This window comes from Pseudoxanthomonas sp. Soil82, from assembly GCF_040446535.1.
GTDB classification, from domain to species: domain Bacteria; phylum Pseudomonadota; class Gammaproteobacteria; order Xanthomonadales; family Xanthomonadaceae; genus Pseudoxanthomonas; species Pseudoxanthomonas kaohsiungensis.
In genome coordinates this window covers 442280-459165 of record NZ_JBEAAK010000001.1, presented here as the reverse complement: position 1 = coordinate 459165, position 16886 = coordinate 442280, and the positions used below count along the sequence as shown (strand labels likewise).

Below are 16886 nucleotides of genomic sequence, written 5' to 3'. Positions count from 1 at the left end.
TTCGGCCAGGGTCGACATTGCCGACCCGTGCACACGGGCCGCCACCGCGCGCGTGCTAGGCTCGCCGCCACCTTCCATCGACTGGAGCCTTGCGATGTCGAACCGCACCCCGCTCTCCCGCGCCTGCCTGCTGGGACTGGCCCTGGCACTCGCCGCGCCGCTGGCGCAGGCGGTCAAGCCGGCCGACAGCGCCACCCTGCCGGCGCCCGATGCGGCGCTGCAGGCGGCCATCGCCGGCAGCTGGCGCGACCCGGCCAACACAGCGCGCGACCCGTACCGCCATCCGGGCCAGACCCTGGCCTTCTTCGGCATCCGTCCGGACATGACCGTGGTGGAGATCACCCCCGGTGGTGGCTGGTACTCGGAAATCCTCGCCCCGTACCTGCGCGACGACGGCAAGTACGTGGCCGCGATCGTCGATCCGGCAGCGTTCGAGGCCGGCCGCCAGCGCGACTACTACCAGCGCGGCAAGGACGGGCTGGCGAAGAAGTTCGCCGACGGCGCCGCCCAGTTCGACAAGGCCGTGGTGGTGGCTTACGACCCGAAGGCCCCGTCGTTCGGCGCGCCGGGCTCGGCAGACCTGGTGGTGACCTTCCGCAACGTGCACAACTGGCGCAGCGCCGGCCAGGCCGAAGGCATGTTCAAGGGCTTCTACGAGGTGCTCAAGCCCGGCGGCGTGCTCGGCGTGGTCGAGCACCGCGCCAAGGGCGACGTGCCGGCCGACGACAAGAGCGGTTACGTGGGCCAGGACCAGGTGATCGCGTTGGCCAAGGCCGCCGGTTTCGAGCTGGCTGGCAGCAGCGAGGTCAATGCCAACCCGCGCGACACCAAGGACCATCCGAACGGCGTGTGGACCCTGCCGCCGTCGAACAACCATCCCGAGGCCGAGCGCGCCAAGTACCAGGCCATCGGCGAGAGCGACCGCATGACGCTGCGCTTCGTGAGAAAGTGAGAAGCGGATGGGGGTGAGCGCGCTGGGGCCGCGCCCGCGGCCCAGCCTGCACGCTGCCGCCGCGCACCGTAAACCCGCCGCACACCCATGGACCGACGCAGCTTCATCACCTTGCTGGCGGCGGGCGCGTCGGTCCTGGTCCCGCCCGTCGCGAACGGAGCCACGTCAATGTATGGATTGATCGGAAGGATGCGCGCCATTCCGGGCCAGCGCGCCGCGTTGGCCTCCGTCCTGCTCGAGGGCACTGCGGCGATGCCTGGCTGCCTGAGCTACGTCATCGCCGAAGATCCAGCCGACGAGGACGCGCTCTGGGTCACCGAAGTCTGGGACAGCGCGGCCAGCCACCAGGGCTCGCTGGCGCTGCCGGCGGTGAAGGACGCGATCGCGCGCGGGCGGCCGCTGATCGCCGGCTTCGATTCGCGCACCGAGACGCGCCCGCTCGGCGGCCACGGCCTGGCGACCGGCTGAGGTCCCGCATTCCCGATGCTGGTCGCGTTCAACAAGCCCTATGGCGTGCTGTGCCAGTTCACTGACCGCTCGCAGCCGCCGCGCCCGACCCTGGCCGGCTTCGGCCTGCCGGCCGGCGTGTATCCGGCCGGCCGCCTGGACCACGACAGCGAGGGCCTGCTGCTGCTCACCGACGACGGCGCGCTCGCGCACCGGCTGACCGATCCGCGGCACAAGCAGCCCAAGACCTACTGGGTACAGGTGGAAGGCGACCCGCGTCCGGAGCAGCTGCGCGCCCTGCGCGACGGAGTGGAACTCAATGACGGACCGACCCGTCCGGCGCAGGCCCGGTGCATCGGTGCGCCAGCGCTGTGGCCGCGCGACCCGCCGGTGCGCTATCGCAAGACCGTGCCGGATGCGTGGCTGGAACTCCAGATCACCGAGGGACGCAATCGCCAGGTGCGGCGCATGACGGCGGCCGTGGGACTGCCGACGCTGCGGCTGGTGCGGGTGGCGGTCGGCCCGTATCGACTGGACCGTGCACAGGACGGCAGGTGGCTGATGCCCGGGGACTGGGTCCCCTTGGATCGCGGCTGACGCGCGCTTGGCGGGCGCGCGTCACCGATGACGCTGGCCGGTGTAGCCCTGCGCCGCGGGCACGCTCGACGGCGCCGGGTTGGCACCATCGCTGCTGGAGACCGTGCCCGGCGCGGGGTGGATCAGGTCGACGCCGAGGTCGACGACGGCCGGCGGGGGCGGCTGGCGCGCGCGCGCGCCGAGGCGTTGCCGTTGCTGCGCGGCATGCGCCTGGACTCGCCCTCGATCGGCTCCTGCGCCTGCTGCTGCCGGCGCTTGCGATACAGCACGTAGGCCAGCACGCCGGCGCCGACCACCGCCGCGGCGGTGGCCACGGCGACCGGATGGCGGCGGACGGTGCCGCGGGCGACCTTGAAGCCGGCCTTGGCCGCGCCGAGGGCGGCGCCGGTCTTGATCCACTGTTCGGCGCCGATGCCGGCGTCGCGCAGGCTCGAACCGGCGTGGCGCAGGCCCGCGCCGGCCTGTTCGGCCAGCTCCAGGGCGCGATCGGAAATGATGGTCAGCTTGCTCATGGGGGATCCCCGCGGAGAGGTGGGAGGCGCGGCCAGTGTCGGCCACGGCATGTGGACGATACGTCAGCACCGCCGCAGCCAGGCCGTGGCGGTTCATCGGCCGATGCCTGCGGTTCATTGCCCCGATGCCGGCCCCGTGCCGCGGCGGTCGCCCCACGTTCCGGTCGGGCCGGTCAGGTGCCCCGCGGCTTGGCGCGGTGGGTCGCGGTGGCGCTCCACGGGTCGTCCGGCCATGGGTGCCGCGGGTAGCGACCCTTCATCTCCTTCCTCACTTCGGGGTAGGTGCGATCCCAGAAGCCCTTGAGGTCGCCCGTCACCTGTAGCGGCTTGCCGCCGGGCGAAAGCAGGTGCAGCAGCACCGGGACCCGGCCGTCGGCCACGCGCGGGGTATCGGCCAGGCCGAACAGCTCCTGCAGCTTGACCGCCAGCACCGGCGGGCGCGCCACGCCGTCGTCGTCCAGCGCGTAGTCGATCCGCCGCTCCATGCCGGAGGGGACGACGATGCGCGCCGGCGCGAACCGGTCCAGGTGCTGGCGCGCAGTCCAGTCCAGCGACGATTTCAGCGCCTGGCCCAGCTCCTCCTCCGACAACGCATCGAGCCGGGTCTTGCCGACGAAGGCGGGCCGCAGCCAGGCATCCAGCGTTGCCGCCAGCGCGTCGTCGCCGACGTCGGGCAGGGCCAGTTCCGGCATCCACTGCCGCAGCGAGGACGCCCGCGCCTGCCATTGGCGCAGCGCATCGGTCCACGGCAGCGCGGACACGCCTAGCTCGCGCACCGCATCGGTCAGCGCCTGCGCCGCCTGGGCCGGATCCACGCGCCCGGCCGGCCGGCTGTCCAGCACGATGCGGTCGAAGCGCGATTCGCGGCGCGCCACCAGCGCGCGCCTGTCCGGATCCCATACCGCGCCTTCGCGTTCGACGAAGCGCTGCGGGAAATCCTCGCGCAGCCGCGCCTCGTCGACCGGCGCGGCGCGCAACAGCAGGGCGTCGCCACGCGGTTCGAAGCGCAGTTCGCTGGCCACCAGCCAGGGCTCGCCACGCAGTGCGCTGTCCTCGAAAAGCCTGGCCATGCGGCCGTTGGCGAGCTGGTAGCGCAACGGATCGGCCGGATGCCGGGCGGCGATCCGGTCGGGAAAGGCGTGCGCGAGCAGGTCGCCCACTGCGTGCGCCTCGACGGTGTCCGGCGGCGCGGCGTCGCAGCGCAGGCGGCGTCGCCACTGCCGGGCGGCGGCATCGATCGCCGCCAGCGCCGTACGGCTGGCGTCGGCCGGCGTGCGGCCGCCACGGAACGCGGCCAGCGCACGCCAGCGCTCGGCCAGCGCGTCGCCGCGGCTGCGCAGCGGATCGCGCGCTTCGACCAGCGCGGCCAGGTCGGCGGCCAATGCCTGTTCGCGGGGGTCGCGCGCGGCCAGCAGCATGGCCGCCAGGCGCGGATGCGTGCCCAGCGCCAGCATCCTCTTGCCCGCGGCGGTCAGGCCGCCGCTGTCGGCCAGCGCACCGAGCCGCTGCAGCAGTTCGCGCGCGGCGGCCAACGCACCGGGCGGCGGCGGATCGACGAAGCGCAGTGCGTCGCTGCCCCAGCTGGCCAGTTCCAGCGCCAGCCCGGCCAGCTCGACCTGCGCGATTTCCGGGCGGCGCTGCGCCTCCAGGCGCTGCGACTCCGGCCACAGGCGCCAGGCCCAGCCCTCGGCAACGCGGCCGGCGCGGCCGGCGCGCTGGTCGGCCGAGGCCTGCGAGATCGCCACCGCGTCCAGGCGCGAGAAGCCGCTGTTGGGATCGAAGCGCGGCTCGCGCGCCAGGCCGCTGTCGATGACCACCCGCACCCCGGGCAGGGTGACCGAGGACTCGGCGACGTTGGTCGCCAGGACAACGCGGCGACGGCCATCCGGTGCCGGCTGCAGCACGCGCGACTGCTGCTCCACCGGCAGCTCGCCATGCAGGGCCAGCACTTCGGTATCCGCCGGCAGGGCGGCCGCCTCCAGCGCCGCCTGCAGGCGCGCGATCTCGCGCTGGCCGGGCAGGAACACCAGCACGTCGCCCGGATGCCGCGCCAGCGCCTCCGCGGTCGCCCGGCGCGCCTGCGCCTCGATCGATTCCTCCCGGCGCGCCGGAAAGTGCGCAACCTGCACCGGGAAGCTGCGGCCCTCGCTGGACAGGCGCGGTGCGTCGAGGAAATCCGCCAGGCGCTGGCCGTCGAGCGTGGCCGACATCACCACGATGCGCAGGTCCTCGCGCAGCTGGGCCTGCACGTCGAGCGCGAGCGCCAGGCCCAGGTCGGCGGCCAGGTGGCGTTCGTGGAACTCGTCGAACAGCAGCGCGGCGATCCCGCCCGGTCCGCTGCCGCCGAGTTCGGGATCGTCCTGGATCATCCGGGTCAGGATGCCCTCGGTGACCACCTCGATCCGCGTCCGCGGGCCGACCTTGTTCTCGAAGCGGATCCGGTAGCCGACGGTCTCGCCGACCGCTTCGCCGAGCTGGCGCGCCATGAACGCGGCGGCACTGCGCGCGGCGACACGGCGCGGCTCGAGCATCACGATGCGGCGCCCATCCGCCCACGCCGCATCCAGCAGGGCGAGCGGCACCTGGGTGGTCTTGCCGGCGCCCGGCGGTGCTTCGAGCACGAGGCGCGGATGCGCCGCCAGGCTGTCGGCGATGGCCGGCAGCAGCGGCGAGATGGGGAAAGCGGTGGAATCCATGCAGGCAAGGATACGGGCCCGATACCCTTGTAGGAGCCGGGCTTGCCCGCGAAACGTCACCTCGGCACTGGCGACGTCCCACGGCACCCCGACGCCCGTGTCGCGGGCGCTTTCCCACGGACGGATGTCCGGTCTCCCCGGCTCCTACAATAGCCGGCCCTCACAGGCTCACCGCTCATGCACCTGGTCGACATCGGCGCCAACCTCACCCACGACAGCTTCGACCGCGACCGCGACGCGGTGCTGGCCCGCGCCCGCGAGGCCGGGGTGGCGCAGATGGTGGTCACCGGCGCCAGCCGCGAACATTCGCCGCTGGCGCTGCAGCTGGCACGGGCGCATCCGGGCGTGCTGTTCGCCACCGCCGGCGTGCACCCGCACCACGCCACCGAATACACCGACGAGTGCGACGCGGAGATGCGCGCGCTGCATGCGCATCCCGAGGTGGTGGCGGTGGGCGAGTGCGGGCTCGACTACTTCCGCGACTTCTCGCCGCGGCCGGCCCAGCGCAAGGCGTTCGAGCGGCAACTGCAGATCGCCGTGGACACCGGCAAGCCGCTGTTCCTGCACCAGCGCGACGCCCACGCCGACTTCATGGCGGTGATGAAGGGCTTCGACGGCGCGCTCGGCCCGGCGGTGGTGCACTGCTTCACCGGCACCCGCGAGGAGATGTTCGACTACCTGGACAATGACTGGTACATCGGCATCACCGGCTGGCTGTGCGATGAGCGCCGCGGCCAGCACCTGCGCGAACTGGCCAGGCACATCCCGGCCGCGCGCCTGCTGGTGGAGACCGATGCGCCCTACCTGTTGCCGCGCACGCTCAGGCCGATGCCGAAGGACCGGCGCAACGAGCCGGCGTTCCTGCCGCACATCGTCGAGGAGCTGGCCCGGGACCGGGGCGAGGATGCCGCGGCGGTCGCTGCGCAGACCACGGCCAACGCCCGCGCGTTCTTCCGCCTGCCCGGCTGAGCCGGGCCCTCAGGCGTCCGTGGTCCGCCGTGCCGCCTGGTAGGCCTGCAGGTGGATCCAGGCCGCTTGCAGCCGCGGCGCCGCCAGCCCGGCCCGGCGCGCGCGGTGCACCATGTCGCCGACGATCTGCAGGGCCTCCACCGGGGCGCCGGCCTGCAGGTCGCGCAACATCGAGGCAGTCACCGGCGAGCCGGCGCGGGTGAGGTGGCCGCGCGCGGTCCTGGCTTCGGCATCGGGCACCGGCTGGCCTTCTGCAGCCGCGACCGCGAGGCATTCCCCGTGCAGCGCGGCCATGAACGCCTCGCCCCCTTCGCTGGCGACGATGTCGCCGACGCTGCTGCGCATCAGGCAGGTACCGGCCGCCAGCGCGGCCAGGAAGCTGAACTTGATCCACTGCGCGCGGGCGATGTCCGGCGCTAGCAGGTGGTCGACGTCCGCGGCGGCGCAGGCGGCGGCCAGCCGGGCCAATACCCCGGTGTCGGTGTTGCCTTCGCGCAGGCCGAAGGTGATCGAGGCCGGCCCGCCCATGTGCACCACCTCGCCGTCGGCGCCCAGGGTGGCGCTGATGAAGCACAGCCCGCCCAGCACCCGCGCGCGGCCGAAGCGCGCGTCGAGGCGGTCGTAGTGCAGCAGCCCGTTGAGGATGGGCAGCACGCCGGTGGAAGGCCCGACCGCCGGCGCGATCGCCTCGACCGCGCTCTCCAGGTCGTACGCCTTGCAGCTGAGCACGACCAGGTCGAAGGGCGGCAACGCCGGCAGCGCTTCGGCGGTCGTCGTGGGCACCGCCAGGTCCGCGTCGCCCAGCGCGCTGCGGATGCGCAGGCCGCGTTCGCGCAACAGCACCGCGCGCGCCGGCCGAACCAGGAAGGTCACGTCCGCGCCGGCCTGGGCCAGGCGGCCGCCGAAGTAGCCGCCGGTGCCGCCGGCGCCGAGCACCAGCACGCGCATGGCCGGGCTCAGCTGCGCAGGCCGACGCCGCGGCGCAGCAACCACAACGACAGCATCGACAGGGCCGCCACGAAGGACAGCATCAGCGCGTAGGCCACCCACAACGGCACGTCGGACGTGCCGAGCAGGCCGTAGCGGAACGCATTGACCATGTAGAAGATCGGGTTGGCGTGGGTCAGCGCCTGCGCCCAGCCCGGTAGCAGGGTGACCGAATAGAACACGCCGCCCAGGTAGGTCAGCGGGGTCAGGATGAAGGTCGGCACGATCGCGACGTCGTCGAACTTCTTGGCGTAGACCGCGTTGACGAAGCCGGCCAGCGAGAAGATCGTCGCGCCCAGCAGCACCGTGGTGAAGGTCACCAGCGGGTGCGGGATGCGTACAGGGGTGAAGAACATGGCGATCGCCAGCACGATCACGCCGACCATCAGCCCGCGCAGCACCGCGCCGGCGACGTAGCCACCCAGGATCACCCAGTTCGGCATCGGGCTGACCAGCAGTTCCTCGACGTGGCGGCCGAACTTGGCGCCGAAGAACGAAGAGGAGATGTTGCCGTAGCTGTTCTGGATCACGCTCATCATGACCAGCCCGGGCACGATGAACTGCATGTAGGTGAAGCCGCCCATGTCGCCGATCTTCGAGCCGATCAGGCCGCCGAAGATCAGGAAGTACAGCGTCATCGTGATCGCGGGCGGCACCAGGGTCTGGCCCCAGATGCGCAGGATGCGGCGCACTTCGCGGCGGACGATGGTCCCCAGTGCGGTCCAGTTGCGCGCCGCGTCGCTGCGCGGAGCGGCGATGGCGGCGGCGGTGGCGTCGGCGTCGTGCTTCATGCGGCGGCCTCCTGCTTCGGCCCGGTCAGGCGCACGAACAGCTCTTCCAGGCGGTTGCTCTTGGTGCGCATCGAGCGCACGCGGATGCCGGCGTCCTGCAGCGCGGCGAACACGCGGTTGAGGTCCATCGCCCGCGGCATGTCCAGATCCAGGGTGTGGTGGTCGAGCGCCACCAGGGTGGTGCCCTCGATCACCGGCAGCTGCGCCGGCAGCGCGCCGTCGATGTCGAACAGGAAGCCTTCCACGTCGAGCTTGGCCAGCAGCGCGCGCATCGGCCCGGACTCGACGATCGTGCCGTGGTCGATGATGGCCAGGTGCCGGCACAGGCTCTCGGCTTCCTCCAGGTAATGCGTGGTCAGGATGATGGTGGTGCCGGCGGCGTTGATCTCGCGCAGCACCCGCCACATGTCGCGGCGGATCTCGATGTCAACGCCGGCGGTGGGTTCGTCCAGGATCAGCAGGCGCGGGCGGGTCATCATCGCCCTGGCGATCATCAGGCGGCGCTTCATGCCGCCGGACAGGGTGCGGCTCATCACCCGTGCCTTCTCCCACAGGTGCGCGCGGCGCAGCTCGGCCTCGGCCATCGCCTCGGCCTCCTCGCGCGGGATCCCGTAGAAGCCGGCGTAGTTGACCAGGATGTCGAACGGCTGCTCGAACAGGTTGAAGTTGATCTCCTGCGGCACCAGCCCGATCATCCGCATCGCATCGCTGCGGCGGGTGGTGAGGTCGATGCCGAACACTTCCACCGAGCCTTCGCTGAGGTTGACCAGCGAGCTGGTGATGCCGATCAGGGTGGACTTGCCTGCGCCGTTGGGGCCGAGCAGGGCGAAGAAGTCGCCCGGGGCGACGTCCAGCGAGACGCCCTTGAGCGCCTGGACGCCGTTGTCGTAGGTCTTGCGCAGGTCGCGCACGCGCAGCGCGGGCACGGCTGCTTCGCCGGGGGAAGTCATGGACGCCTTCGCGCCGCGTACCGGCGCCTGGTTCGGGGGCTGCGGCTATTATAGGCCGCCGCCGGGTACGCTCCCGGCCACACACCGTTGCGAAAACGACCCTCGTGCCCGTCCAGTTCCCGCTCCGCCTCGTCGACCGCCGCATGCTGGCGCCCACCATCGGCCACTACGTGCTGGCCCGCGACGACGGCCAGCCACTGGACTTCATACCGGGCCAGTTCATCCAGATCCATTTCGACTACGCCGACGGCACGCCGGCGCGGCGCAGCTACTCGCTGTCCACCATCCACGACCACGCACTGGGGCCGGGCGAAGCGGTGGAGATCGCGGTGAGCCACGTCGCGGGCGGCGCGGCCACCGCACTGTTCGAGGGGATGGCCATCGGCGACCGGGTCAATGCCAGTGGACCCTATGGCCGCTTCTGCCTGATGCCCGGCGACCACAACCGCCGCTACCTGCTGATCGCCACCGGCACCGGCGTCACCCCGTACCGCTCGATGCTGCCGGTGCTGGCGCAGCGCATGGCCGAACGCGACCTGGAGGTGGTGGTGCTGGCGGGCGCGCGCACGCCGGGTGAACTGCTTTACGCGGAGGATTTCCGCGCCTTCGCCGAGGCGCATCCGCGCTTCCGCTACGTGCCTTGCCTGTCGCGCGAACTGCCCGCGGCCGGCTCGGCGCACGCCCATCCGGATGTCCGCCACGGCTACGTGCAGCAGCAGCTGGCCGAGTTCGCCCCGGACCCCACCACCGACATCGCCTACCTGTGCGGCAACCCGGACATGGTCGATGCCTGCTTCGAGGCGCTGAAGGGGTACGGACTGCCGATCCCGCAGATCCGGCGCGAGAAGTACGTCTCCAACAAGTAGGCCGCCGCGCCGCTGCCGGCGCACGCGCGGCAGCACCCGGCGGGCCGGCGGAGCGGTCCGCCTGGCTGTCAAGGAAGCTTGACAAGCCCGCGCCCGGGCCCCTATCGTCCTGTCAAGCTTCCTTGACAAGGATTTCCGCGATGGCGCGCCACCTCCGTCCTTTCCGGTGGATCCAGCCGTGAGCCGGCGCACGACCACCTGGGGCCTGCTGGCCGCGGCGGTACTGGCGGGCCTGGCCGGAGCGGTGTCCCCGCGCCTGTGGCCCGGCCTGCTGCCGGCCTGGGCCGGTCCGGTGCTGTTCGTGTTCGCGCTGGTGCTGGCCTTCGCCGCGCTGCTGCGCGGGCAGTTGCCCGAGCCCTGCGATTCGGCTTCGCCGGGCTTGCGCAGGCGCTACACCCGCGAGCTGCTGCTGGCGATGGGCGCCTACACCCTGGTCCTGTTCGCCTCGGTCTGGCTGCTGCGGCACGTCGAGGCGCCGGCGCTGCGCGCCCTGGTGGCGCTGCTGCCGGTGCCGCCGATCGCGTTCGCCCTGCGCGCCATCGTCCGCTACATCCGCGATTCGGACGAGATGCAACAGCGCATCGAGCTGGAAGCCGTGTGTATTGCCACCGCGCTGGTCTCGCTGCTCTACCTGGCGGGCGGCTTCCTGCAGACGGCCAAGGTCATCGACCTGCCTGCCGGCGCGGTGCTGATCTGGCTGTTCCCGCTGGTCTGCCTCACCTACGGCCTGGCCAAGGTCGTGGTCGCGCGGCGCTACCGGTGAACAACCGCCTGCGCGAACTGCGCGACGCGCGCGGCTGGTCGCAAGGCGAGCTGGCCGAGCGGCTGGAGGTGTCGCGGCAGACGGTCAATGCGCTGGAGACCGGCAAGTACGATCCGAGCCTGCCGCTGGCGTTCCGCATCGCGCGCCTGTTCGGCTTGAGCATCGAGGACGTGTTCTCGCCCGAGTGACCGTGCCACGCAACCGCTTTTCCATCCAGAAGTGCAACCGAGAGGGGCCGTTTCGATGATGTCCCGCAACACCCGCCAGCTCACCGCCGCCACCGTGCTCGCCGTTTCGACGGCTCTGCTCGCCGGCTGCGATTCCGCCCCGGCGCCAGAAGCGGCGACCGGCTCCACCCGCCACTACGGCGGCATCGCCTTCGAACCGTGCACGCTGGCCAGCAGCATGTCCGCCGGCAACGTGCAGGCGCAATGCGCCACGTTCGAGGTTCCCGAAGACCGGGCCACGCCCGACGGCCGCAGGATCAAGCTCAACCTGGCCTGGCTGCCGGCGACCGACGAGGGGTCGGCCACCGACGACCCCGTGTTCTTCCTGGCCGGCGGTCCGGGCCAGTCGGCGGTGCAGGTCTGGCCGCAGCTGGATCCGGCCTTCAGGGAAGTGCGCAAGCAGCGCCACGTCGTGCTGGTCGACCAGCGCGGCACCGGCGGCTCCAACCTGCTGTCGTGCGCGCCCGAAGGCGGGGACGCCGATCCGCAGGCCGCCGCCACCGTCGACGCCGCGGCGATCGCGGACTTCGCCCGGCGCTGCGCCGAACGGGCGGCCGATCGCGCCGATCCGCGCTTCTACACCACCACCGACGCCATCGCCGACCTGGATGCGGTGCGCGAGGCGATCGGTGCGCAGGAGGTCAACCTGGTCGGTGGCTCCTACGGCACGCGCGTGGCCCAGCAGTACGCCCGGCGCTTCCCGCAGCACGTGCGCAGCATCGTGCTCGACGGCGTGGCGCCGAACGACCTGGTGGTCGGTGGCGAGTTCGCGCACACCTTCGAGGATGCGATCGGCCTGCAGTCGCAGCAGTGCCACCAGCTGCCGGCCTGCGCCAAGCGCTTTCCGCAGGATGCGCGCGCGCAGCTCGGGGCCCTGGTAGCCAAGCTCAAGGACGCACCGGCGCAGGTCGAGTACCGCGACCCGGCCAGCGGCGAGAGCCGTACCGGCACGGTCAGCGCCGACACCGTCACCGGGCTGGCCTTCATGTTCTCGTACATGCCGCAGACCGCTTCGCTGCTGCCGCTGGTGCTGGACGAGGCCAGCCAGGGCCGCTACGCGCCGCTGATGTCCCTGCACGACCTGATGGGCCGCAACATGGGCGGCTCGATGGCGCGCGGCATGCAGTGGTCGGTGATCTGCGCCGAGGACGCCGACCGCTACCAGGAGGGCGGCGCCGAAGGCACCCTGCTCGGCCCGGAGGTGGCGCGCATGTTCTTCGCTGCCTGCGCCACCTGGCCGCATGGCGGCCGGCCGGAGGATTTCACCGCGCCGCTGTCGTCGGACGTGCCGGTCCTGCTGCTGTCGGGCGAGCTGGACCCGGTGACGCCGCCGCGCTACGCCGAACGCGTCCTGCAGACCCTGCCCAACGGCCGCCACCTGGTCCTGCGCGGCCAGGCCCACGGCACCCTCGGCCTGGGCTGCATGCCCAGGCTGCTGGGCCAGTTCCTCGAGTCGACCGATGCGAAGGCGCTGGATGCCGGCTGCCTGGATTCGATGACCTACGTGCCGCCTTTCACCAGTTTCAACGGATGGGAACCCTGATGCGCCGACACATTCCAGCGGGAGCCGCGCCATGATCCGCGCCCATGACCTGCACAAGAGCTTCAAGACCAAGACCGGCACCGTGAACGCGGTTTCCGGCGTCAGCTTCGAAGCCCACGACGGCCAGATCACCGGCCTGCTCGGGCCCAACGGCGCGGGCAAGACCACCACGCTGCGCATGCTCTACACGCTGATGCGGCCCGACCAGGGTCGGATCGAAGTGGATGGCGTGGACCCGGCGGCCGATCCGGTGGCGGTGCGCCGCGCGCTGGGCGTGCTGCCGGACGCCCGCGGCGTATACAAGCGCCTGACCGCGCGCGAGAACATCGCCTACTTCGGCCGCCTGCACGGCATCCCGGCCGCGCGCGTGGAAGAACGCATCGCCGCGCTGTCCTCGGCGCTGGACATGGGCGAGATCCTCGAACGCCAGACCGAAGGATTCTCGCAGGGCCAGCGGACCAAGACTGCGATCGCGCGCGCGCTGGTCCACGACCCGCGCAACGTGATCCTCGACGAGCCGACCAATGGCCTGGACGTGATGACCACGCGCGCGATGCGCGACTTCCTGCGCGGCCTGCGCGACGAGGGCCGCTGCGTGATCTTCTCCAGCCACATCATGCAGGAGGTGGCCGCGCTCTGCGACCGGATCGTGATCATCGCCAAGGGCCAGGTCGTGGCCGAGGGCACCGCCGACCAGCTGCGCGAGCAGACCGGCGAAAGCAACCTGGAAGACGCCTTCGTCAAGGTGATCGGCTCCGAGGAGGGTCTGCACGCATGAGCACGCTGTCGACGATGTGGATCGTGATGCTGAAGGAGTTGCGCGACATCGGCCGCGACCGCCGCACGCTTGCCTTGACCCTGCTGCTGGGGCCGTTGCTGTTCCCGGCGCTGATCCTGGGCATGGGCGCGCTGGCCGAGAAGCGGGCCAAGACCCAGATCGACAAGGTCCTGGAGGTGCCTGTCATCGGCATGGAGCGCGCGCCGAACCTGGTGGCGTTCCTCGCCACCCAGGGGATCAAGGCGGTGGAAGCGCCGGCGGACCTGGAAGCGGCGCTGCGCGAACAGCGGCAGGACGTGGGCCTGCGCGTCTCGGAGGGCTTCGCCGAGGACTGGCGCGCCGGCCGGCCGGCGCTAGTGGAGGTGATGCTGGACACGACGCAGCGCGACTCCAGCATTCCCGGGCAACGATTGCGCGGGGCGTTGGCCGCGTACAGCGGCCAGGTCGGGGCGTTGCGCTTGCTGGCGCGGGGCATGGACCCGTCGGTGGCGCAGCCGGTCAACACCGGCACGCTGGACGTGTCCACGCCCGAGGCCAAGCGCGGCCTGATGCTGTCGGTGATGCTGCCGTACTTCCTGATCATCACCGCCTTCCTCGGCGGCGCGGCCCTGGTGCTGGATGCCACCGCCGGCGAACGCGAACGGCAGACCCTGGAACCGCTGCTGGCCACGCCGGCCCCGCGCGGAGCGATCGTCAGCGGCAAGATCGTCGCCGCCTGCCTGCTCGGCGTGGTGTCGCTGCTGCTGTCGCTGCTGGCGATCAAGCTCAGCGCGCAGTTCGCCACCGGCATGGCCCGCTCCCTCGACATGTCGCTGATGTCCATCGCCAGCATGCTGTTCGTGCTGCTGCCGATGCTGCTGATCGGAACTTCGCTGCTCACGTTCCTCGCCGCCGCGGCGAAGAGCCTGAAGGAAGCGCAGAGCCACATGACCTGGCTGATGCTGATGCCGATGATCCCCACCATGATGCTGATGGTGAATCCGGTAAAGACCCAGCTGTGGCAGTTCGCGGTGCCGTTCCTGGCGCAGAACCAGCTGCTGCTGAAGGTGATCCGCGCCGAGCCGATCTCCGCGCAGGTCTGGGCGGTGTACCTGGGCAGCAGCCTGGGCCTGGCCCTGCTGCTGTGGCTGGCGGCGGTGATGCGCTACCGCCAGGAGAAACTGGCGATCTCGACCTGAGCCGTCGCGACCGATCCGCCGGTTCCGGAGTGGAAAAGAAAAAGGCCCGGCATTGCCGGGCCTTTTTTCCTAGCCTTCCGCCGGTGGGGCGCTGTCAGCCGCCGCCCGGGTTGAAGGCCACGGTGCGACGGGTGGTCACCGGCGCGTCGACCGGCTCGAAGCGCCAGCGGCGGACCGCATTGAGCGCCTCGCGGTCGAAGGTGCGGGCCGGGTTGGCGCGCAGCACGCGCGCATCGGTGACCGAGCCATCGGTGCCCACGGTGAACTCGATCAGGACTTCGCCCGACGTGCCGGCGCGCAGCGCGTCCGGCGGGTAGCGCGGCGAGGCCATGCTGATCGGACGCAGGTTGCGCTGGGCCGGCGCCGGTGCCGGCGTGGCGGCCTGCTGCGCGGCGGCCTGGCGGGCGGCCGCCTCGCGGGCCGCGGCGGCCTGGCGTTCGGCCGCGGCCTCGCGCGCGGCTTCGGCTTCTGCAGCCAGGCGGCGGGCGGCTTCGGCTTCGGCGGCCTGCTGCTGCGCCAGCTGCTGCTGCTGGGCCTGGGCGCGCGCCTCCACTTCGGCCTTGGCACGCGCGGCTTCGGCCTCGCTGCGCTGGGCCACCGCCTGCTGCGAATTGGTGATGCTCTGCTTGATCCGCGGCAATGCCGGCGCGGTCTTGTCGGCCTTCTCGATCAGCGCCACCAGGCGCTGGGCCTCGTCGAACTGCTCGCGGCCGACCGCCTGCTCGGCGGCGATGACGGTGTAGGGCATCAGGTCGGTCAGTGCGCTGGATACGCCCGGGTCGTCGGGCAGCTTGTCGCGCAGCGCCAGGTAGTACTCCATGGCGTTGTCCCCGGCCGGCGCGTACATCCGGTTCTCGCGCAGCGCCTGGCTGGCGGCATCGCGCAGCTGGTCGGCGCCCATCGCCTGGACGGTGGCCGCGACCGCCGGGGCGGGCGGCGCCGCCGGAGTGGCCGCGGCCGGTGCGCTCGGGGCCGGGGGCGTGGCGCCCGCTGCGGGCGCGGCTTCTTCCTGCTTGGAGCAGGCGCCGAGCGCGGCGGCCAGCAACAGGCATGCGCACAGCCGCGACTTCGGCGAAATCGTCATGGACAGCATTGGTAACTCCCCCGTGGAAAAACTCGGATACGGCATGGATCGCGTCCCCTAGATCGCGCAATCCTCCGGGGATTGTCAACCGCCGGGGGTCCGGCTACAAGCGCCGCGGTCCCTTGGCGGGGGCCGGCGGACACCGCGAAGCGTGACGCGGGTCAAGTCCCGGCGGCCTATTTGCCGATGCAGAAGCTGGAGAAGATGTGTCCCAGCAGTTCATCGGCGCTGGTCTGCCCGGTGATCCGGCCCAGCGCCCGGTGCGCCAGCCGCAGTTCCTCGGCCGCCAGCTCCATCCGCTCGGCGGACAGCTCGGCGGTGGCTGCCCTGGCGTGCGCCAGGGTCGTACGCAACTCCCCGACCTGGCGCGCGCGCGCGCTGAACTCACCTTCGACGGCCTCCGGAGCCCCTCCCGCAGCCAGCCGCCGCAAGGCCATGTGCAGTTCGTCCAGGCCGGCGCCGGTAAGGGCCGAGACCCGCACCTCGTCGGCTGCCGCTTCGCCGATGGCCGCAGGATCGGCCAAGTCGGACTTGTTCAGGATCCACAACCGTGCCGGCACTCCGGCCGACGCGGCCGCCAGCGCATCGCGGCCGGCGCCCGGTTCGCGCGCGTCGAGGACCAGCAGGGCCACGTCGGCGCGGGCCAGTTCGGCATGGGCGCGGCGCATGCCCTCTCGCTCGATCGCGTCGCCGCCTTCGCGCAGGCCGGCGGTGTCGGACAGTTCCAGCTCCAGTCCGTCGATGCGCACGGTCTCGCGCAGGACGTCGCGGGTCGTGCCGGCGACATCGGCCACGATCGCACGCGCATCGCCGGCCAGCGCGTTGAGCAGCGAGCTCTTCCCGGCGTTGGGCGGACCCAGCAGGACCGCGTGCAGGCCGTCGCGCAGGCGGCGGCCACGTTCGGCCTCGGCGAGCAGCTGGCGCAGCGCGTCGCACAGGCCGTGCAGGTCGACGCGGACGCGGTCGATGCCGAGCGTCTCGATCGGTTCGTCGACGAAGTCGATCGCCGCCTCCACGTGGATCCGCAGGCGCAGCAGGGTCGCCGCGACCGCTTCGATGCGTTGCGAGAACGCGCCTTCCAGCGAGCGCCGCGCCGCCCGCGCCGCGCGCAGATCGGCGGCCGCGATCAGGTCGGCGATCGCCTCGGCCTGGACCAGGTCGAGCTTGCCGTTGAGGAAGGCGCGCTCGCTGAACTCGCCGGGCCGGGCCGGGCGCGCGCCGAGTTCGCAGCAGCGCTCGACCAGGCGGCGCAGCAGCACCGGGCTGCCATGCGCCTGCAGCTCGGCCACGTCCTCGCCGGTGAAACTGTGCGGGCCCGGGAACGCCAGCGCTATGCCGTCGTCGATGGTCTCGCCCGCGGCATCGGAGAACATTGCGCGGGTGGCGCGCCGGGCAAGCAGTGCCCGGCCGCCGATCGCCTCGGCGATCGCCAGCGCACGCGGGCCGGACAGGCGGACGATGCCGACGCCGCCGGCGCCCGGCGCGGTGGCGATCGCCGCGATCGTGTCGTTGGCCGGACGCTCGCTCATCGCGATCCAGTCTGGCA

At 72.0% G+C, this 16886-nt stretch carries 17 protein-coding genes; 10 read left to right on the top strand and 7 right to left on the bottom strand.

From position 1 onward, the window contains the following. The first annotated feature begins 94 nt into the window (after window positions 1-94). The 3 genes from ABKA19_RS02020 (at window position 95) to ABKA19_RS02010 (ending at window position 1996) form a co-directional block, all read left to right on the top strand. A complete protein-coding gene (locus ABKA19_RS02020; RefSeq protein ID WP_353687420.1) occupies window positions 95-952 on the top strand; it encodes a class I SAM-dependent methyltransferase in 858 nt (285 codons plus the stop codon). Window positions 953-1120: 168 nt separating this feature from the next. Then, on the top strand, window positions 1121-1420 hold the full coding sequence (locus tag ABKA19_RS02015; protein ID WP_353687419.1) for a putative quinol monooxygenase: 300 nt from the start codon (window positions 1121-1123) through the stop codon (window positions 1418-1420). A gap of 15 nt (window positions 1421-1435) precedes the next feature. Further along, window positions 1436-1996 (top strand): pseudouridine synthase, encoded by a 561-nt coding sequence (locus ABKA19_RS02010; protein WP_353687418.1) that lies wholly within the window; start codon window positions 1436-1438, stop codon window positions 1994-1996. Between the two features lie 122 nt (window positions 1997-2118). Here the strand turns inward: ABKA19_RS02010 and ABKA19_RS02005 are convergent, their stop codons facing one another. Together ABKA19_RS02005 and hrpB are read right to left on the bottom strand one after the other, a co-directional pair. After that, the gene (locus tag ABKA19_RS02005; RefSeq protein WP_353687417.1) at window positions 2119-2508 is read right to left on the bottom strand and encodes a hypothetical protein; all 390 of its coding nucleotides are present in this window, start codon (window positions 2506-2508) and stop codon (window positions 2119-2121) included. A 173-nt stretch (window positions 2509-2681) separates the two neighbouring features. After that, on the bottom strand, window positions 2682-5204 hold the full coding sequence (gene hrpB / locus ABKA19_RS02000; RefSeq protein WP_353687416.1) for an ATP-dependent helicase HrpB: 2523 nt from the start codon (window positions 5202-5204) through the stop codon (window positions 2682-2684). Window positions 5205-5381: 177 nt separating this feature from the next. Between hrpB and ABKA19_RS01995 the strand changes: the two genes are divergently transcribed. Next, window positions 5382-6173 (top strand): TatD family hydrolase, encoded by a 792-nt coding sequence (locus ABKA19_RS01995; RefSeq protein WP_353687415.1) that lies wholly within the window; start codon window positions 5382-5384, stop codon window positions 6171-6173. A 9-nt stretch (window positions 6174-6182) separates the two neighbouring features. On the opposite strand, the gene panE is transcribed toward ABKA19_RS01995, so the two are convergent. From panE to ABKA19_RS01980, 3 genes are read right to left on the bottom strand one after another with little or no spacing between them, the layout of a single operon-like run. Next, complete coding sequence (gene panE, locus ABKA19_RS01990) at window positions 6183-7121, bottom strand: 2-dehydropantoate 2-reductase (RefSeq protein ID WP_353687414.1); 939 nt, start codon at window positions 7119-7121, stop codon at window positions 6183-6185. Window positions 7122-7129: 8 nt separating this feature from the next. After that, complete coding sequence (locus ABKA19_RS01985; protein ID WP_353687413.1) at window positions 7130-7951, bottom strand: ABC transporter permease; 822 nt, start codon at window positions 7949-7951, stop codon at window positions 7130-7132. Continuing rightward, on the bottom strand, window positions 7948-8901 hold the full coding sequence (locus tag ABKA19_RS01980; RefSeq protein ID WP_162375953.1) for an ABC transporter ATP-binding protein: 954 nt from the start codon (window positions 8899-8901) through the stop codon (window positions 7948-7950). The genes ABKA19_RS01985 and ABKA19_RS01980 overlap by 4 nt, the downstream gene beginning before the upstream one ends. Before the next feature lie 143 nt (window positions 8902-9044). Between ABKA19_RS01980 and ABKA19_RS01975 the strand changes: the two genes are divergently transcribed. From ABKA19_RS01975 to ABKA19_RS01950, 6 genes are all read left to right on the top strand, one after another. Next, window positions 9045-9767 carry a ferredoxin--NADP reductase gene (locus tag ABKA19_RS01975; RefSeq protein ID WP_238394247.1) on the top strand — a complete coding sequence of 241 codons (723 nt, stop codon included), beginning with the start codon at window positions 9045-9047 and terminating at the stop codon, window positions 9765-9767. A gap of 178 nt (window positions 9768-9945) precedes the next feature. Further along, window positions 9946-10530 (top strand): hypothetical protein, encoded by a 585-nt coding sequence (locus ABKA19_RS01970; RefSeq protein ID WP_353687412.1) that lies wholly within the window; start codon window positions 9946-9948, stop codon window positions 10528-10530. After that, entirely contained in the window at window positions 10527-10718 is a 192-nt protein-coding gene (locus ABKA19_RS01965; RefSeq protein ID WP_162375950.1) for a helix-turn-helix transcriptional regulator, read from the top strand. Before ABKA19_RS01970 ends, ABKA19_RS01965 begins: the two co-directional genes overlap by 4 nt. 58 nt (window positions 10719-10776) lie before the next feature. After that, entirely contained in the window at window positions 10777-12300 is a 1524-nt protein-coding gene (locus tag ABKA19_RS01960; RefSeq protein WP_353687411.1) for an alpha/beta hydrolase, read from the top strand. 31 nt (window positions 12301-12331) lie between these two features. Further along, entirely contained in the window at window positions 12332-13078 is a 747-nt protein-coding gene (locus tag ABKA19_RS01955; RefSeq protein WP_162375948.1) for an ABC transporter ATP-binding protein, read from the top strand. After that, window positions 13075-14256 (top strand): ABC transporter permease, encoded by a 1182-nt coding sequence (locus tag ABKA19_RS01950; protein WP_353687410.1) that lies wholly within the window; start codon window positions 13075-13077, stop codon window positions 14254-14256. Before ABKA19_RS01955 ends, ABKA19_RS01950 begins: the two co-directional genes overlap by 4 nt. Window positions 14257-14350: 94 nt before the next feature. On the opposite strand, the gene ABKA19_RS01945 is transcribed toward ABKA19_RS01950, so the two are convergent. Together ABKA19_RS01945 and mnmE are read right to left on the bottom strand one after the other, a co-directional pair. Next, window positions 14351-15349: an energy transducer TonB gene (locus ABKA19_RS01945; protein ID WP_353687409.1), complete on the bottom strand. Its 999-nt coding sequence runs from the start codon at window positions 15347-15349 to the stop codon at window positions 14351-14353. 167 nt (window positions 15350-15516) lie between these two features. Next, the gene (mnmE, locus tag ABKA19_RS01940) at window positions 15517-16869 is read right to left on the bottom strand and encodes a tRNA uridine-5-carboxymethylaminomethyl(34) synthesis GTPase MnmE (protein WP_353687408.1); all 1353 of its coding nucleotides are present in this window, start codon (window positions 16867-16869) and stop codon (window positions 15517-15519) included. Window positions 16870-16886 lie beyond the last annotated feature (17 nt).

Excerpts from the sequence above, each read along its gene's own strand:
- ABKA19_RS02005 (WP_353687417.1), bottom strand. The coding sequence starts at position 2,508 with ATGAGCAAGCTGACCATCATTTCCGATCGCGCCCTGGAGCTGGCCGAA.
- ABKA19_RS01980 (WP_162375953.1), bottom strand. The coding sequence starts at position 8,901 with ATGACTTCCCCCGGCGAAGCAGCCGTGCCCGCGCTGCGCGTGCGCGAC.
- ABKA19_RS01995 (WP_353687415.1), top strand. The coding sequence starts at position 5,382 with ATGCACCTGGTCGACATCGGCGCCAACCTCACCCACGACAGCTTCGAC.
- ABKA19_RS01955 (WP_162375948.1), top strand. The coding sequence starts at position 12,332 with ATGATCCGCGCCCATGACCTGCACAAGAGCTTCAAGACCAAGACCGGC.
- panE (WP_353687414.1), bottom strand. The coding sequence starts at position 7,121 with ATGCGCGTGCTGGTGCTCGGCGCCGGCGGCACCGGCGGCTACTTCGGC.
- ABKA19_RS01945 (WP_353687409.1), bottom strand. The coding sequence starts at position 15,349 with ATGCTGTCCATGACGATTTCGCCGAAGTCGCGGCTGTGCGCATGCCTG.
- ABKA19_RS01985 (WP_353687413.1), bottom strand. The coding sequence starts at position 7,951 with ATGAAGCACGACGCCGACGCCACCGCCGCCGCCATCGCCGCTCCGCGC.
- mnmE (WP_353687408.1), bottom strand. The coding sequence starts at position 16,869 with ATGAGCGAGCGTCCGGCCAACGACACGATCGCGGCGATCGCCACCGCG.
- ABKA19_RS02020 (WP_353687420.1), top strand. The coding sequence starts at position 95 with ATGTCGAACCGCACCCCGCTCTCCCGCGCCTGCCTGCTGGGACTGGCC.
- hrpB (WP_353687416.1), bottom strand. The coding sequence starts at position 5,204 with ATGGATTCCACCGCTTTCCCCATCTCGCCGCTGCTGCCGGCCATCGCC.
- ABKA19_RS01950 (WP_353687410.1), top strand. The coding sequence starts at position 13,075 with ATGAGCACGCTGTCGACGATGTGGATCGTGATGCTGAAGGAGTTGCGC.
- ABKA19_RS01975 (WP_238394247.1), top strand. The coding sequence starts at position 9,045 with ATGCTGGCGCCCACCATCGGCCACTACGTGCTGGCCCGCGACGACGGC.
- ABKA19_RS02015 (WP_353687419.1), top strand. The coding sequence starts at position 1,121 with ATGTATGGATTGATCGGAAGGATGCGCGCCATTCCGGGCCAGCGCGCC.
- ABKA19_RS01960 (WP_353687411.1), top strand. The coding sequence starts at position 10,777 with ATGTCCCGCAACACCCGCCAGCTCACCGCCGCCACCGTGCTCGCCGTT.
- ABKA19_RS02010 (WP_353687418.1), top strand. The coding sequence starts at position 1,436 with ATGCTGGTCGCGTTCAACAAGCCCTATGGCGTGCTGTGCCAGTTCACT.